Below are 16552 nucleotides of genomic sequence, written 5' to 3'. Positions count from 1 at the left end.
GGCATACATGAACAGATCACCCATCATTATTCGCGAAAGTTATTAAAAAAGCGCTACCAAAGAGGCAGCGCTTTAAGAAGTTTTAAAATCTCTCGTTTGACCTATTCGCCAAACACACGTTTGAAAATCGTATCTACATGCTTGGTGTGATAATCCATATTGAAGAGCTCATCCAGCTCTTCTGCGGAAACCTTGCTGGTTACAGTTTCATCAGCTTTAAGAAGATCAAGAAGCTGCAGTTCACCGCGGCTATCCCACACCTTCATAGCATTTTCCTGTACCAGACGGTATGCATCCTCGCGGCTTACACCAGCTTGCGTTAGTTCAAGCAGTACACGCTGGCTATTTGGCAGGCCGCCCATTTTGTTCATGTTATCCAGCATGTTATCTGGATATACCAGAAGCTGGTCCATCACGTTTGTGAGGCGCGCAAGTGAGAAATCAAGTGCTACTGTTGCATCCGGGCCAATATAACGCTCAACAGATGAGTGCGAGATATCACGTTCATGCCATAGCGCCACATTTTCCATTGCTGGAATGCACATAGCGCGGATATAACGCGCCTGACCTGTTAGGTTTTCTGTAAGGATCGGGTTCTTCTTATGCGGCATCGCAGAAGAGCCTTTTTGACCTTTTGAGAAGTATTCCTGCGCTTCAAGAACTTCTGTACGCTGAAGGTGACGAACCTCAACAGCCAGTCGTTCAATACAGCTTGCAATCACACCGAGCACAGAGAAATACATCGCATGACGATCACGCGGGATAACCTGTGTGGAAACAGGCTCAATAGTAAGTCCCATTTTCTCTGCTACATGCTCTTCCACAAACGGATCAATGTTCGCAAATGTACCCACAGCGCCAGAAATCGCACATGTTGCCACTTCAGCGCGAGCATCTTTCATCCGCTTCAAGCAGCGATCAAACTCAGCATATGCCTGCGCCATCTTTAGACCGAATGTTACTGGTTCAGCGTGAATACCATGGCTACGGCCAATACATACTGTGTATTTATGCTCTTCCGCACGGCGCTTAAGAACCACAAGAAGCTTCTCAAGGTCTTCGATGATGATATCCGCCGCCTGCATAAGCTGTACAGAAAGACATGTATCCAGAACATCAGAAGATGTCATACCCTGGTGCACAAAGCGTGCTTCATCACCCACATGTTCAGCTAGGTTCGTAAGGAACGCGATTACATCGTGTTTTACTTCACGCTCTATCTCGTCAATACGAGCAACTTCAAACTTGCCACGTTCCCATACAGCTTTTGCAGCTGCTTCAGGGATACGGCCAAGCTTAGCGTTTGCATCACAAGCGTGCGCTTCAATTTCGAACCAAATGCGGAAACGGTTTTCCGCCTCCCAAATGTCTGCCATTTGTTTACGTGAGTAACGAGGGATCATGTGTCCAGTTCCTATAACGAGTGGTGCGGAATATTTATGCCGCCGCTCTAACAGAAACGGGCCTCAATCGCAAGCAACACTTCACTATCACGTGACCTTACGCTTCATTAACACCAGCAACACCATCTTCGATTACATAAGACTTTAATGTCCGCGCTTTCATATCGCGTTTTTTCACATCATCGACCACTCGTAAATCTGTACGCCATTCTTTTTTATCAAGGGTTGCGAGCGTGTACCCGCGGTGGCGGCCTTCATAGAGCTTGATGTGTGGGTTATCCACAAGCGTTGCTGTATTGCGGTCATGGTACCAGTTACCGCTGGTGATAGAGGTTGTCACAAACTCACTTGCTAGCGTTGCGGAATCAGGATTGTTAAAATCCTTTTTCACATCACACACATATGTCGCATGTACATCACCGCCGATAATAACAGGGTTTGATACACTGCGTTGCTCGATCGTATTCAATACACGATCACGAGAAGCAGTATAACCATCCCAGTATTCACTGCCGTGCTCTGAGCCAGCGCCCACTCTATAATCATGCTGAGAGAAAAGCATCCCTTGCGCGAGAACATTCCACTGAGCACGTGAACGCCCTAACCCGCGCAACAACCAGCGCTCTTGCTCTTCTCCCAGAATGGTGCGGTTTGGATCAAATCGCTCCTCGCACAGCTGTCCATCAATGATTTTCCAGCCACCGTTATCTGGTGTTTGACAAGGTTGATCTGTTCTGTACTGACGGGTATCGAGCATGTTTATTTCAAGCAAATCACCAATCACGGTACGCTGATAAATTCTGCTATCTGGCCCCATTGGACGTGCTGCTGCCCGTAATGGCATGTGTTCATAGTAAGCTTTATAAGCTGCTGCCCGACGTTTTAGGAATTCAGGTACGGGTTCATAGTTTTCACCTTGGTCGGCTGCATAGTCGTTCGCTACTTCATGATCATCCCATGTCATAAGCCAACTTGTATGCGCATGCCCGGCCTGAAGGTCTGGATCAAGCTTGTAGGTCGCATGAAGTTGTCGGTAATCTGTTAGGCTATGCGCCTCTGTAATGGGAACACGGCGCGTATTAAAACCGCCATAGCTCTTCTCGTAAATATAATCCCCAAGATGGACAATAAGGTCTGCTTCTTCAGCGATCATATCCCGGTAAGCTTTAAAGAAACCTGCTTCAAACTCTTGGCAAGAGGCAAAAGCAAAACGGAACTGATCAACAGCAGTTCCAATAGCAGGCGTCGTAATAGCACGGCCTACAGGGCTGATTTCATCACCTGCCTTAAATCGGTACCAGTACGGTCGGCCAGCTTGAAGGCCCGTTACATCTACATGAACAGCATGAGCATTTTCAGGATAGGCAACTACCGTCCCGCGCTGCGCAATTTTGCGGAAGTTTTCATCTTCAGCAATCTCATACCCCACAGGAATAGGCTCACTCCCCGTAGCAGCAGCATCAAGTGGAGATGGTGCCAGACGTGTCCAAAGGACAAAACCTGTTGGCAGAGGGTCCCCAGACGCCACTCCCAGTTTAAAAGGATAGTCCAAAAACCTTGCTTTACTCGTTATCCAGGGAGCCGCCAAAACCGGGCGCGCAAAAGCTGCTGCACCGAGCAGGCTTGCTGATTTCAAAAGGCTACGCCGTGTAAGTACCATGATGCATCTCTACCAATTTCACAAATCACACGAAACTTACGGCAAATACCGATAAATACAAAAGAAACTTTGATGAAGCCGGTGAAGCAACTCTGAATAATGTCTTCACATCGCAAGCTTGTGATCACCCTTCATTGCATTATTGACAGAACCTCCACACCTGCTGTGTTATGCTGGCAGTCATGATTATTGAGGGAGGATATCATGCGATTGGCGTTTAGCCTGCTAGCGTCTATTTTGCTTAGCGTTTCTGCGTTTGCAGACACACTCATTACAAATGTAACAGCCATCACTATGAAGGGCGATGAGGTTATTGAAGGGGCTTATGTTTATATTCGCGGTGACAGGATCGAATATATCGGCAACGGGCGCTATGACCCGAAAGACGCTTCAAATTTAGAAATCATTGACGGTACAGGAAAATTCCTGATCCCCGGCTTGGCCGAGATGCACGGACACCTGCCACAAGGGGTAGCTAACTCTCAGCAAGCCAAGGATACACTGTTTCTCTATCTCGCTGGCGGCGTTACCACCGTACGCGGTATGCTGGGTAACCCTGTTCAATTCGAAATGCGGCAGATGATAAAAGAAGGGGCGCTTGATGGCCCTACACTTTATCTTGCTGCACCAAGCTTGAATGGCAGCACAGTAAGTTCACCTGAACAAGGAGCTATGCTTGTTGAACGTTATCATAACGAGGGATGGGATCTACTTAAAATCCACCCTGGCCTGACGCTTAAAGAATATGATGCAATCGCAAAGAAAGCTCATGAAGTTGGCATCGGCTTTGGTGGTCATGTGCCTGCGGACGTTGGCCTTATTCATGCTCTCAACAAAGGGCAAGCATCTATCGACCATATGGATGGTTTCATTCAGCTTGCTGGTGGCTCAGACGAGAGCCTGTCAGACGAGCAAATCAGGCGTGTTGTTGAACAATATAATAATACCTTCAAATCATGGATTGTACCAACCCAACCACTATTCAACACCCTTATCGGTGGTGGTGACGTTATCCGCCTTAGTCGCCGCTTTGAAAATAAATATGTTTCACCTGAGACACGGGATAACTGGCATAACCGCATTAAGGCGATCAACAAACGTGCGAATTCCTATATCAAAGATAACCGGGACCGTATGCTGGCGGAACTATATAAATCAGGCGCAAATATAGTGCTGGGCAGTGATGCACCACAGCTCTACAGCGTGCCGGGTTTCTCCATCTGGCGAGAGATTGAAGCCCTTATCAAAGCTGGTGTTACACCAGAAGATATACTCGTGATTGGCACCCGCAATGCTGGGGAATACTTTAAAGATAAAGATCAATTCGGCACCATTCAGGCAGGTATGCGCGCTGATCTTTTACTTTTAGATGCCAACCCTCTTGAAAACTCTAAAAACCTTTTCAAACAGGCTGGAGTAATGGCTGCGGGCCGCTGGTATAGCCGTGCAGATATTGATGTAAAACTCGCAGATATCGCTGCACGTAACAAATAGAGATTAGAGGGCTGCGCATGCAGCCCTCTTTCGTTCTTATCCTATAAGAGTAAAATTACTGTCCATTCCAGCATCTCTTGTCGGGACAATCGCTTGATAGTCGTCAGAATTATACCAAGCTTTTGCTTTTTCCTTACTTGGGAAAGAAATCAGCACTTTTACAGGCTTACCTAATTCTCCGGTCAATATTTCAGCTGGCCCTTTAGCAATAAACTCACCACCATAGGCAGCAACGAGCGGCGCGGCTAGCGCGCTATACTCCGCCATTTTTTCAGGATTTTTAGGTTCTAGTTCCACAATTACATAAGCAGTCATTTCAAGCTCCATTAGTGAATGATCTTGAAGCTTATTTATGGAGAGCTAATATATTTAACAATATGCAAAAATAAGACACTATGTTTAATATTATGAACAATATAAAACTTACATCTGATTTACTGATTTTCGCTGAAGTTGCACAGCAGCTTTCGTTCACAGGCGCTGCAAAACAGTTAAACCTCAGCAAGGCTGCTGTTAGCCTCAGCATTTCCCGTTTAGAAAAAGAACTAGGGATGCAGCTTATAATCAGAAGCACACGAAAGATATCCCTGACACCTTTCGGAGCAAAGCTTGCAGTAAATTGCTCCGCACTCAATTCACAAGTAAATGAAACTCTCCAAGATATTCATAAAGAACAAACAAAGCCGACGGGCCCTCTTTCAATCACAGCCCCTTACTCTCTGGAAACCAGTGTATTACTGCCGTCCTTAAAACAGTTCGCAGAAGAATATCCAAACATTATACCGCAGCTTAACATCACTGATGCTCCGCTGGATTTGATCGATGATAATATAGACGTCGCGCTTTTCAGCGGCACTCTACCCGACAGTGACTACAGAGCTCTTCGTCTTCCACCTCTCAAGGAACAATTATTCGCAACACCAGAGTTTATAGAAAAACTCTCAATAGATAACAGCTTAAAAAAACTAGAGGCCGCATCATGGGCCAAAGCTCCTTGGCAAAAGGAAACTATCGAAATTTTTCAGCGAGACAGCAGGCTCGCTATCACCCCTGAACGCACCAGTGAGTGTAACTCATTAAGCTCAGCTATTCATTTTGCCCTACATGGCTTAAGCTTCGTTTTTGCACCTAAAATTGCGGTTACCCAGCATCTGTTCACAGGAAAACTGAAAGCGATAGCGCCTGAATACTCAGGAAAAGAATGGCCGCTTCATTTTCTACATGGTTACAAAAGAGAGAAGCCCGCTCATATCAGCAGGCTTTATGATTTGATTAATATACATATGCGGCGATCAATCGCTGTGTGATTATTGGTTCACTTTAAACCGGTTGAAGCACAAGCCAATTGCATTACCGTACCCAAGCGGCATATCACCAATTTCATCCACACCTTCAGGGCACAGGAATTTACCCCAGATATGCTCATCTGAAAGCTTCACTTCCATCTTTTTGGCTTTTTTCTTTAGGTGCGCTTCAAATACAATGACCAAGCGGTCGCCCAGTGATTTATTGGTTTTCACCCAGCTGGTTACGAACTGGAAGTTCTTGGCTTTAAAACCAACTTCTTCCTTAAGTTCACGTTCCATAGCCTCAAAAAGGTCTTCACCCTTCTCTACCTTACCTCCCGGTAGATCAACGATGCCGCTGCTTTTACGGAGTACGAGCACCTTGCCATCTTTTGAAACAACAACGACTTTCGCGGAAACAGGTAGGTTTTCCAAATCCATTTTGGATTCTTCGATTTGCTGCCAATACACCCTGAGCTCTCCAAAGCTTGATTATAAAAGCCCGAGCTTTTTAAAACTGGTCTGCCCGAACTTACCAATAATGATATGGTCATGTACCTGTATTGAGAGCTTACCACAAGCTTCTTTAATTTCCTGTGTCATCACCATATCAGCTTTACTGGGCGTTGGATCACCTGAGGGATGATTGTGAACAAGGATCAATGCCGACGCATCGTTCTGAAGTGCTGATTTCAACACCTCACGCGGATACACAGCCGTTTGATCAACCGTCCCTTCACTGAGTGTTTCATCAGCAATGAGCGTGTTTTTTCTGTCCAAAAACAATACTCGGAATTGCTCACGTGTCAGATGTGCCATTGCCCCTTGAAGGTAGTTCTGAACTGCTGCCCAATTCGAAAGCACCGGTTTCTCTTTAGCCTGCTCCCGAGAAAGATACAGTGCTGAAGCCTGTACGGATTTAATGGCAGCTACCGCAGTTTCACCAAGGCCCGGTGCGGCGCGCAATGCTTCCACATCAGCAGAGAGAACAGCGGCGTAACTACCAAAGCGAGCAATTAGTTCTTTTGCAAGAGGTTTCACATCCCGGCGGGGAATGGCGAGGAAAAGAATAAGTTCCAGAAGTTCATAATCAGGCAAACCTTCCGGTCCACCCTTTAAAAACCGTTCTCGCAAGCGGGCACGATGCCCGCTCCGGTGATCTTTTTTGGCTTCTTCCCCCATAAGCAGCCTTTATTCCTTCTTAATCGAGTACGTAAGGTGGGAATTCCCACCCTTTTGGAGACTTGGTAAATACCTCATAGCCATCCTCGGTTACAGCAAGCGTATGTTCGAACTGCATCGACAATGATTTATCCCGTGTCACAGCTGTCCAGCCATCTCCCAATACTTTACAAGCTGGTTTACCCGCATTCACCATAGGTTCAATTGTAAAGAACATACCCGGTTTAAGCTCAGGGCCTGAACCCTTAGTACCGTAATGCATAACGCTTGGTTCATCATGGAATACCTGCCCGATACCATGGCCACAGAAATCACGAACAACACTGTAGCGGTGTGCTTCCACATGCTCCTGAATGGCGGCACCGATATCACCGAGATGCGCGCCGGGTTTTACAACTTCGATACCCTTCCAGAGGGCCTCGAACGTTACCTGACACAAACGTTTGGGGAGCAATTTAGGCTCGCCAACAAAGAACATACGGCTTGTATCGCCAAACCAACCATCCAGAATAACTGTCACATCAATATTAAGCGTATCACCGTTCTTAAGTTTCTTTGGCCCGGGAATACCATGACAAATCACATGGTTAATTGATGTGCAGATTGATTTTGGAAATCCACGATAATTAAGCGGTGCTGGTGTAGCACCATTCTTAAGAATAAAATCATGGCAGAGCGTGTTCAATTCTTCGGTTGTAATGCCCGGCTGAACATGTGGTGTTATAAAATCAAGAGTTTCAGCGGCCAAGCGACCAGCAGCGCGCATACCTTCAAATGCCTCAGGGCCATATAACTTAATAGCGCCTGTGCGGGATGACGGTGCCGTTGCTGCATCAACATATGTCATTTCAAATAAACCTTACTATTCGAGGCATCTTAAAGCTTTACGGGAAGCGTGCCTTTTACTGTAATTCCTTGCGGTGAAAGTTCGCATGTATAACAAAGAACCTCAACACCAGCTTTTACCGCTTCTCTTAGCGTATTTGCATATGTCGGGTCAATTTCATCTGCTGGTGCGAAATATTCACAGTCACTACGCCCAACCAAATACATCATAACGGCACGATGCCCCTCTTTCACCATATCCATCAGTTCGTTTAGGTGCTTGGTACCACGTGCAGTTACACTATCAGGAAAAATGGCCCCTTTGCCTTCTTTCAGGGTAACACTCTTTACCTCAACATAACACAGGCCCGGCCCTTCGAGCAGAATATCAATTCGACTGTTGCCGCCATATTTCACTTCTCGTCGCATGCTTTCAAAACTTTGAAGCTCAACAACAGTGCCGTCTGCAATAGCTTCTTCTACAAGCACATTGGGACGAGATGTATTGATATTAACCAGGCTGGAACCCACATCGACCAGTTCCCACCGCCAATCAAGCTTTGCTTTTGGATTGTTATTCGGAGAAAGGTAAACCGTATTTCCTTCATCCTTTAGTCCTAACATGGAACCTGAATTTGCGCAGTGAGCCGTAACGACTTCACCGGTTTCAAGCTCAACATCAGCTAAAAATCGCTTGTAGCGTTTAATTAAAGTACCTTTGGTTAAGGCGATATCGTAAATCATAGTCGTTTAATATTTCTGTAATATTTATTTAACAAATTACCCAAGGCGGCATTATTGACTAATTAGTCAAGGTCTGTAATCTCGCTGCTACAAACATATTTGGACAACTGTGTCTTGTGTGCGTCAAAGAGGAATAACGCATATTTAAAGGCCGCTGTTCAAGAATAAATTATAATGAATGGCTCAGTAAGGACTAACTCATGAAAGCAACTAGACGCCTAGGTCTCCTAGGATCAGTAGCCCTGTTGGCATGTGCTCCTGGCATTTCCCCCGTTTCTGCGCAAGATAGCTCTCAAGCAACTGATAATGTACTCGAGGAAATCCTCGTTACAACGGCTCGTAAGCGTCAGGAATCTATTTTTGACTCCCCGACATCCCTAACATCTTTTGGTGAAACAGGCCTGAAGGCTCTGAACGTAAGTAACCTTGACGATGTTGGGAAGTACGTACCTAACTTAAACGTATCGCGTTTTGGTGTTGGTAACACATCGGCTGCCGCAGTATTTATCCGCGGCATTGGTATTCAGGATCACCTAATCACCACAGACCCAGGCGTTGGTGTTTATATTGATGGTGTATATCTTGGCCGTCAGATGGGTTCCAACCTTACACTGAAAAACATTGAACGCGTTGAGGTTCTTCGTGGTCCACAAGGTACGCTTTACGGCCGGAACACCCTTGGTGGCGCTGTAAATATCGTGACACGTCGCCCAGGTGACGAAGAAGGCGTTGAAGTAGACGCAACAATCGGTACTCGCGAACGTTATGCTGCTGGTTTTTATGCAAACACACGCCTTTCAGACAATTTCGCAGTTTCCCTTACAGGTAACTTCAAGCACCGTGGTGGTGTTGGTGAAGCAGTAAATCTGCCAAATCCTGAAGCTGAAATTGGTGAAGAAAAAGAGTTCAGTGGCCGTGTTGCAGCTCTTTGGGATGTATCTGACGATTTCTCCCTTCTCTTCGCATTTGACGGTGTAGACAACAACTCTGGCCAATCACCATACACTATTGAAATTATTGGTGATCCGGTTCCAGGTTTTGGCCTCCCCACACTAACAGCAGCTGATTTGCCTGCTGATCCAGATGATCTAGCGACAACAGTTCCAGGCATCGAAAGCACCTCAAGCAGCGGTGTTGGTGCCTCTGTTACTGCCGAATGGGCAATGACAGAAAACCTTGATGCTAAACTCATCGGTAGCTGGCGCAGAACAGAATATACTGGTGGCCTGGACGATGACGCTACAGCCTTCAATCTCTCTGAATTCCCTGAAACAGGTGAAGCTGAGCAGTATAGCGTTGAGCTACAGGTAAATGGTTCCTGGGATAACTTCGACCTTGTAACAGGCCTCTTCTATTTTAATGAAGATGGTGAAAATTTCTCTGGTCCGTTTAACTTCGCTCCGTTCAACGGTGCGGTTGATACAATCGGCACAATCGCAAATGGTGATTTCTTCGAACTTGCACAGGAAACAGATGCAATCGCTATTTACGCTAACGGTTCATACCATGTAACCGAACAGCTAACGATCGGTGGTGGTCTTCGTTATTCTGATGATAGCAAAGAAGCAAACGCCCTATTCCCAAGCTTTGGCGGTGTACGCGACTTTGAAGAAGTTGATTCAAGCGCTGTAACCTGGGATGCCAACATCAATTACTCAATTGATGAAAAAACATCTGTATATGCAACAGTTGCACGTGGTTACCAAACAGGTGGTGTACCTCCTCGTCCGTTCGGCGGTGAAGCACAGTTTGATCCGTTTGATGAAGTAACAGCAATTAACTATGAAATTGGTTTCAAGAGCCAGATCACAGATAACTTCCTGTTACTCGCTTCTGCTTTCACAACAAACTACAATGATTTCGTTGTACAGGTTTCAGAACCTCAAGCAGGCGGTTTCGTTACACGTGCCGGTAACGCAGCGAAAGCACGCGGCCGCGGTTTCGAACTGGAAACTAAAACTTCCTTCGATAATGGCTTCTACATCAACACAAGCATTGGCTATCTTGATGCAGAAATTCGTGAGCTTGAAGGTGAAGTACTTGGTATTTCAGTAGGCGACAAACTACCGCTTGCTCCTGAGTGGACCATTTCTGCTGTAACAGGCTACCGCACAGTTCTTTCAAACGGCGCTGAGCTAAGTTTCCAGGCTGACTATTCATTCCGCGACGATATGTTCGGTCAGGTTGTTAATTCAGAAACTGAACTCTTAGAGGCTCGTGATCTGTTTGGCTTCAACATCCAGTATCTTAGCGAAGATGGTACGTGGAGCATCGATCTATACGGTGAAAACGTATTCAATGAAGTTTATGACCAAGGTCGTTTGAACAACACATTCCACGGTTTCGTTGGCGTTGTTCGCAGTAATGACCGCAGTGAATTTGGCCTGCGCTTCACAAAGCGCTTTGGCGGCCTTTAGAAAATAAATCCTCAGGTAGGGTTGCGATAGCCCTACCTGAGGAAACAAAACCCAATCAAGACGTGGTGTTTTCGCAACAGTTCCAGACGCAGGAAACCCTCAGCCTTCCTTGATTGTTAAATTTGCGTGGCAATTCAGTGACACTTATGCACACTGTCGCGCGTGAATAAGTGGGGACATTGAAGTCTGTTAGGTTTTGCTTCACCCCGCCCTAAAGCAATTAGTTTTAGTTTAAATTGCCTTTGAATAAGGAAACACACATGAACAATACGCCACTTTCAAAAGTAGCCAAGCTGGCTCTGGGCTGTTCTATGCTTGCACTGACAACTGGTGCAGTTTCAGCGCAAGAACTTGCTCTTGAAGAAATCGTTGTAACCGCGCAAAAGCGTGAGCAGAGCTTCCAGGATGTTCCGATTTCTATCACTGCAATCGGTGGTGAAAAGCTGAATAACTTCTCCGCTGGTGGTGAAGATATTCGTCTTCTTTCCTCACGCGTACCAGGTCTGAATGCTGAATCCTCAAACGGCCGTGTTGCCCCACGTTTTTACCTGCGTGGTCTCGGTAACACAGACTTTGATCTAGCAGCTTCACAGCCAGTATCTGTAATTGTTGATGACGTGGTAATGGAAAACGTAATTCTGAAGAGCTTCCCGCTTTTCGACGTTGACCGCGTAGAAGTACTTCGTGGCCCACAAGGAACACTCTTTGGCCGCAACACACCTGCTGGCATCATCAAATTCGATACACGCAAGCCTACTCAAGAAACTGAAGGCTATGTATCTGCAAGTTACGGCTCGTTTGGCACGACAACTGTAGAAGCTGCTCTCGGCGGTGGTATTTCTGAAAAAGTTTCTGCTCGTGTTTCTGGTCTGTATCAGCGCCGTGGTGACTATATTGACAATGGTTTCACAGGCGAACGCGATGCTCTAGGCGGCTTTGATGAAAAAGCGGCACGTCTACAGCTTCAATTTGATCCAACGGACAATTTCCGCGCACTTGCAAATGTTCACGTACGTTCCATTGAAGGTACAGCTGCGGTATTCCGCGCAAACATCCTGACAACAGGTAGCAACGATCTGAATGATAACTTCGATCGCGACACTGTTTTCTTTGATGATGAAGCAAATAACCCTCAAGAATATGACCAGTGGGGCACAAGCCTGAAACTGGAGTATGACCTTGAGAACGGTATGAGCATTACATCTGTAACTGCTTACGAAAACGCTGAAGGTTTCAGCCGCGGTGATATCGATGGCGGTAACCCAACCGGCCCTGGCGTTATCCCATTCCAATCAGCAACACAAGATGGCCTTGATGATCTGGACCAGTTCACTCAAGAACTTCGTCTATCTCAACAGGCAACTGACAATCTCTTCTATCAAGTAGGCTTCTACTACTTCGATGGTGATTTCACAGTTCGTACGCGTCCGTTCTTTGTACCTGACTCAACTGTTCGCCACCAGAACGAAACATGGGCGGTATTTGGTCAAGTTGCTTATGACTTCACTCAGGATACTACTCTAACAGTTGGTATTCGCTACACAGACGACGAAAAAACAGCTGATGCATTCTCAGGTGCATTTGGTTCACAGCTTCCGACTGTTGAGCTAGACGGCAATCACGTTAGCTGGGACGCAGCCGTGAACCACGTTGTAAACGACGACCTCTCTGTTTACGCTCGTGTTGCAAGCGGTTTCCGCGCACCAACAATTCAGTCTCGTGACGTAGCATTCTTTGGTGTTCCAACAACAGCGCCTGAAGAAACAATCATTTCTTACGAAGCTGGTTTCAAAGCGGTACTCGCTGAAAACACGCTTCGCTGGAATGGTGCTGTATTCTACTACGATGTATCTGATCTTCAGGTAACTGCTGTTGGTGGTGCTGATAACAGTGTGCGCCTTGAAAGCCTTGAAGAAGTTATTGGTTACGGTTTCGAGACAGACATTGAATGGCTAGCGTCTGAGAACCTGACAATCACCGCTGGTGTTGGTTACGCTAATACAGAAATCAACGATACAAACATCCGTATTCCAACATGTGGCTCGCAGCAGTGTACAGTAACGAACCCTGTTGATGCGAATGGCTTTGCTATCATCGACGGAAACCCGCTACCACAGGCACCTGACTGGACAGTTAACTTCACAGCTGACTATCACCAGCCAGTAGGCGACGATGGCGAATTCTTCATCTTTGCAGATTATGCTCTACAAGGTGACACGAACCTGCTTCTTTATGCAGCAGAAGAATTCAACACAAGCGGCAACTTCGAGCTTGGTCTACGTACAGGTTACCGCTGGAACGACGGTCAGTATGAAGTAGCTGTATTTGGCCGCAACGTAACAAACGAAGCAAACCTTAAAGGCATCATTGACTTCAACAACAACACTGGTTTCGTAAACGAACCACAAGTGTTTGGTGTTTCTTTCGGTGCACGCTTCTAAGCTAAGCGCTTAATAAAGAATTTAAGACGGGGGCTCTTTGTAGCTCCCGTTTTTTTATAAAAAAAACCCAGCCTGAATGGCTGGGCTTTTTCTTTAAACTTTAAAGCATTCTATGCGATACGCAGCGTATGTGCTCCATCCACAGGAAGAGCAACACCAGTGGTAAAGCTGCTTGTAGGGCTTGCAAACATCAGCATGCTTGGTACCAATTCAGCTAACTCGCCGTGACGCTTGGCTGGCGTCGCTTTCAACATACGCTGCCCCAGATCACTATCAAGGAACTTATCATTGATTTCGGTTTTAAAATAACCCGGGCAAAGCGCATTCACGCGAATGCCAAAGCGTTGCCACTCAAGCGCCATTACCTTAGTCATCTGAATTACACCAGCCTTGCTTGTGGCATACGTAAGCTGCTGTGGGCCAACCATAAGGCCAAGCACAGAAGCTGTGTTGATGATAGAGCCACCTTTACCAGCAGCTTGCATCCTGCGCGCGGCTTCCGTGCCTACACGCCACATCCCCTTCAGATTGGTTTCCATTGTGATATCCCAATCCTCTTCCGTATCATCAAGCGCATATTTAGGGCGCCCGATACCGGCGTTGTTGCAGATAATAGTAACAGTACCAATCGCTTCCTCCGCAGCATCAAATGCAGCACGAACACTATCACCACTAGTTACATCAAGGGCAACGGCCAGAGTTTTACGGCCAGTTTCCGCTGCTATATCATCTGCAAGTCTCTGGATACGGTCAGTACGGCGTGCACCAAGCACAACATTTGCCCCCGCTTTAGCGAGCGCTGACGCGAATTCAGCTCCAATACCAGAAGAGGCACCAGCCACAAGTGCCACTTGCCCTTCGAGGCTGAACATATTTGTTAGAAAATCATTAGACATATTCTTTAAACCTTACTCTATGCTGCGTTTTCTTTATCAAAATCTGCGAAGCTTTTGCCTTCACCGGCAAGCTTCTCAAGAAGCGGTGCCGGCTCCCACCAGCGAGGACTTTCTTCACGGAATTCGCAAATGCGCTTGTAAACATAATCAAGGCCGAGGCTATCCGCATAGTGCATCGGGCCACCACGATATGGCGGGAAGCCATATCCATTTGCATAAACCACATCAATATCACTGGCACGGTAAGCCATACCTTCGCCAAGGATCTTCGCACCTTCATTGATCATGGCAAAGAAACTACGCTCTACAATCTCTTCAGCAGATTTTGAACTACGCTCAATACCGAGCTTAGCGCTTTCTTCTTCGATGATAGCCATCACATCGGCTGACGGTTTCGGTGTACGGCTACCTTCATCATAATCATAAACACCTGCGCCAACTTTCAATCCCTTACGGCCGCTTTCCACCACACGGTCTGTCCAGTCATATGCTTTGGTTTCATAGTTTTCGCGGCCCATGCTTTGACGGTTCATATAACCAATATCAAGACCAGCCATATCTGACATGGTCATTGGCCCCATCGGCATACCAAAATTAAAGATCGCCGTATCTACTTCCTCTGGGGCACAGCCTTCAATTACATTGAGGCTTGCTTCACGGCCATACGGCGCCAGCATGCGGTTGCCAATAAAGCCAGGACAAACACCTGCCACGACACCAACCTTACGAATTGCCTTAGCCAGATCAACACATGTGGCGAGCACATCAGGCGCAGTTTTCGCACCGCGTACAATTTCCAAAAGACGCATCACGTTAGCTGGAGAGAAGAAATGCAGGCCAATCACATCACCCGGGCGGCTGATACTATCTGCCATTTCATCAATATTGAGGTATGAAGTGTTAGAAGCGAGAATTGCACCATCTTTCGCAACAGCATCAAGCTTCGCAAACACTTCTTTCTTGATCTCCATCTTCTCGAAAACAGCTTCAATGATCAGATCACAGTCAGAGAGATCATCATAAGAAAGCGTTCCGCTGAACAGTCCCATGCGGTCTTCCACCTGCTCTGGTGTAAGTTTGCCTTTTTTCGCACTGCGCTCGTAGTTACCGCGTACTACACCAAGACCACGATCAAGTGCGTCCTGCTGTACTTCAAGAATGGTTACCGGAATACCCACATTCACAAAATTCATGGCGATACCGCCACCCATGGTTCCGGCACCAATGATACCAACCTTTTTAATTTCGCGACGTGGCGTGGATTTATCAATATCCGGAATACGGCTCACTTGTCGCTCTGCAAAGAACATATGCTGCAGCGCACGTGCTTGCGGATTGCTCATGCACTCCATAAACAGTTCACGCTCTCGTTTCAGTCCTTCAGCCAGCGGCATGGATACAGCAGCTTCTACACACTGAATACAGCGTTCTGGCGCAAAATAGCCCCGTGTTTGGCGTGCAATGGATTTACGGAACCCTACAAAATAATCAGCATCATATTTGCTGTCGTCAATTTCGATATCACCAGTACGGCGCGGACCATCGGCGATTTTGCTTTCAGCATAAGAAATTGCTGCTTCAACAAGACCATCCTCAACCACATCATCAATAGCGCCCCACTTAGCCGCAACTTTGGCAGGAAAGTGCTGACCACTTACAATAGCATTCAGCGCATTATCAACGCCTGCAATACGCGGCAAACGCTGAGTTCCACCAGCACCCGGCAAAATACCAAGTTTCACTTCTGGTAGCCCTATCTTAGCAGATGAAAGTGCGACACGGTAATGGCAGCTAAGCGCCACCTCGAGCCCACCGCCCAAGGCAGTCCCGTGGATTGCCGCGACAACAGGTTTTTCCATTGCTTCGATTTGATCAACCACTTCACCAAGATGTGGTGCTTTAGGCGGACTGCCAAATTCACGGATGTCAGCCCCAGCGATGAAAGTGCTGCCCTCACAAGCAACAACAATCGCTTCAATAGTATCATCCGCGGCCAAATCCCGCATGTGATTTTGCAGTCCCTCACGCACAGCATGCGACAAAGCATTAACGGGCGGATTATTAATAGAAAGAACCGCAATATTGCCGTTATCACTTCTGGAAACAACTGACATAAAAAACCCTCCCCTTTATCTCATTCGATCCTGAAAATCTTATCAGATAAATAGGTAGGGCATTAGCCGCACTTGCCAAATGCAAATAGA

13 protein-coding genes are annotated in these 16552 nt (G+C 46.7%); 4 read left to right on the top strand and 9 right to left on the bottom strand.

Annotated features, from left to right (window positions below; genetic code table 11):
• Positions 1-101: 101 nt before the first annotated feature.
• Both purB and MF542_RS15820 read right to left on the bottom strand, forming a co-directional pair.
• The gene (gene purB, locus MF542_RS15825) at positions 102-1403 is read right to left on the bottom strand and encodes an adenylosuccinate lyase (RefSeq protein WP_247021233.1); all 1302 of its coding nucleotides are present in this window, start codon (positions 1401-1403) and stop codon (positions 102-104) included.
• Between the two features lie 97 nt (positions 1404-1500).
• The gene (locus tag MF542_RS15820) at positions 1501-3063 is read right to left on the bottom strand and encodes an alkaline phosphatase D family protein (RefSeq protein ID WP_247021231.1); all 1563 of its coding nucleotides are present in this window, start codon (positions 3061-3063) and stop codon (positions 1501-1503) included.
• A 204-nt stretch (positions 3064-3267) separates the two neighbouring features.
• On the opposite strand from MF542_RS15820, the gene MF542_RS15815 reads away from it, so the two are divergent.
• Entirely contained in the window at positions 3268-4557 is a 1290-nt protein-coding gene (locus MF542_RS15815) for an amidohydrolase family protein (protein ID WP_247021229.1), read from the top strand.
• Positions 4558-4593: 36 nt separating this feature from the next.
• Here the strand turns inward: MF542_RS15815 and MF542_RS15810 are convergent, their stop codons facing one another.
• Positions 4594-4872, bottom strand: a complete 279-nt coding sequence (locus MF542_RS15810) for a DUF1330 domain-containing protein (protein WP_247021227.1) — start codon at positions 4870-4872, stop codon at positions 4594-4596.
• A gap of 92 nt (positions 4873-4964) precedes the next feature.
• On the opposite strand from MF542_RS15810, the gene MF542_RS15805 reads away from it, so the two are divergent.
• Positions 4965-5864, top strand: coding sequence for a LysR family transcriptional regulator (locus MF542_RS15805; RefSeq protein ID WP_247021225.1), 900 nt, complete (start codon positions 4965-4967; stop codon positions 5862-5864).
• Here MF542_RS15805 and MF542_RS15800 read toward each other — a convergent pair whose 3' ends face one another.
• From MF542_RS15800 to sfsA, 4 genes are read right to left on the bottom strand one after another with little or no spacing between them, the layout of a single operon-like run.
• Positions 5865-6314, bottom strand: a complete 450-nt coding sequence (locus tag MF542_RS15800; RefSeq protein WP_247021223.1) for an NUDIX hydrolase — start codon at positions 6312-6314, stop codon at positions 5865-5867.
• A 21-nt stretch (positions 6315-6335) separates the two neighbouring features.
• Entirely contained in the window at positions 6336-7025 is a 690-nt protein-coding gene (gene radC / locus MF542_RS15795; RefSeq protein WP_247021222.1) for a RadC family protein, read from the bottom strand.
• Between the two features lie 19 nt (positions 7026-7044).
• Entirely contained in the window at positions 7045-7872 is an 828-nt protein-coding gene (gene map, locus MF542_RS15790; RefSeq protein ID WP_247021219.1) for a type I methionyl aminopeptidase, read from the bottom strand.
• A 29-nt stretch (positions 7873-7901) separates the two neighbouring features.
• On the bottom strand, positions 7902-8594 hold the full coding sequence (gene sfsA / locus MF542_RS15785) for a DNA/RNA nuclease SfsA (protein WP_247021217.1): 693 nt from the start codon (positions 8592-8594) through the stop codon (positions 7902-7904).
• Positions 8595-8794: 200 nt separating this feature from the next.
• Between sfsA and MF542_RS15780 the strand changes: the two genes are divergently transcribed.
• Both MF542_RS15780 and MF542_RS15775 read left to right on the top strand, forming a co-directional pair.
• The gene (locus tag MF542_RS15780; RefSeq protein ID WP_247021215.1) at positions 8795-11011 is read left to right on the top strand and encodes a TonB-dependent receptor; all 2217 of its coding nucleotides are present in this window, start codon (positions 8795-8797) and stop codon (positions 11009-11011) included.
• Positions 11012-11271: 260 nt separating this feature from the next.
• On the top strand, positions 11272-13452 hold the full coding sequence (locus tag MF542_RS15775) for a TonB-dependent receptor (RefSeq protein ID WP_247021213.1): 2181 nt from the start codon (positions 11272-11274) through the stop codon (positions 13450-13452).
• Between the two features lie 110 nt (positions 13453-13562).
• Here MF542_RS15775 and MF542_RS15770 read toward each other — a convergent pair whose 3' ends face one another.
• Complete coding sequence (locus MF542_RS15770; protein ID WP_247021211.1) at positions 13563-14348, bottom strand: SDR family NAD(P)-dependent oxidoreductase; 786 nt, start codon at positions 14346-14348, stop codon at positions 13563-13565.
• 17 nt (positions 14349-14365) lie between these two features.
• A complete protein-coding gene (locus MF542_RS15765; RefSeq protein ID WP_247021209.1) occupies positions 14366-16462 on the bottom strand; it encodes a 3-hydroxyacyl-CoA dehydrogenase NAD-binding domain-containing protein in 2097 nt (698 codons plus the stop codon).
• Positions 16463-16552 lie beyond the last annotated feature (90 nt).

It is taken from the genome of Kordiimonas laminariae, from assembly GCF_023008165.1.
In the GTDB taxonomy this organism is placed as follows: domain Bacteria; phylum Pseudomonadota; class Alphaproteobacteria; order Sphingomonadales; family Kordiimonadaceae; genus Kordiimonas; species Kordiimonas laminariae.
The sequence above is the reverse complement of the archived record's forward strand: the minus strand, read 5'-3'. Positions and strand labels throughout refer to the sequence as shown.

Bases quoted from the DNA above. Each gene is read 5' to 3' on its own strand.
- purB (WP_247021233.1), bottom strand. From the start codon at position 1,403: ATGATCCCTCGTTACTCACGTAAACAAATGGCAGACATTTGGGAGGCG.
- MF542_RS15820 (WP_247021231.1), bottom strand. From the start codon at position 3,063: ATGGTACTTACACGGCGTAGCCTTTTGAAATCAGCAAGCCTGCTCGGT.
- MF542_RS15815 (WP_247021229.1), top strand. From the start codon at position 3,268: ATGCGATTGGCGTTTAGCCTGCTAGCGTCTATTTTGCTTAGCGTTTCT.
- MF542_RS15810 (WP_247021227.1), bottom strand. From the start codon at position 4,872: ATGACTGCTTATGTAATTGTGGAACTAGAACCTAAAAATCCTGAAAAA.
- MF542_RS15805 (WP_247021225.1), top strand. From the start codon at position 4,965: ATGAACAATATAAAACTTACATCTGATTTACTGATTTTCGCTGAAGTT.
- radC (WP_247021222.1), bottom strand. From the start codon at position 7,025: ATGGGGGAAGAAGCCAAAAAAGATCACCGGAGCGGGCATCGTGCCCGC.
- map (WP_247021219.1), bottom strand. From the start codon at position 7,872: ATGACATATGTTGATGCAGCAACGGCACCGTCATCCCGCACAGGCGCT.
- sfsA (WP_247021217.1), bottom strand. From the start codon at position 8,594: ATGATTTACGATATCGCCTTAACCAAAGGTACTTTAATTAAACGCTAC.
- MF542_RS15780 (WP_247021215.1), top strand. From the start codon at position 8,795: ATGAAAGCAACTAGACGCCTAGGTCTCCTAGGATCAGTAGCCCTGTTG.
- MF542_RS15775 (WP_247021213.1), top strand. From the start codon at position 11,272: ATGAACAATACGCCACTTTCAAAAGTAGCCAAGCTGGCTCTGGGCTGT.
- MF542_RS15770 (WP_247021211.1), bottom strand. From the start codon at position 14,348: ATGTCTAATGATTTTCTAACAAATATGTTCAGCCTCGAAGGGCAAGTG.
- MF542_RS15765 (WP_247021209.1), bottom strand. From the start codon at position 16,462: ATGTCAGTTGTTTCCAGAAGTGATAACGGCAATATTGCGGTTCTTTCT.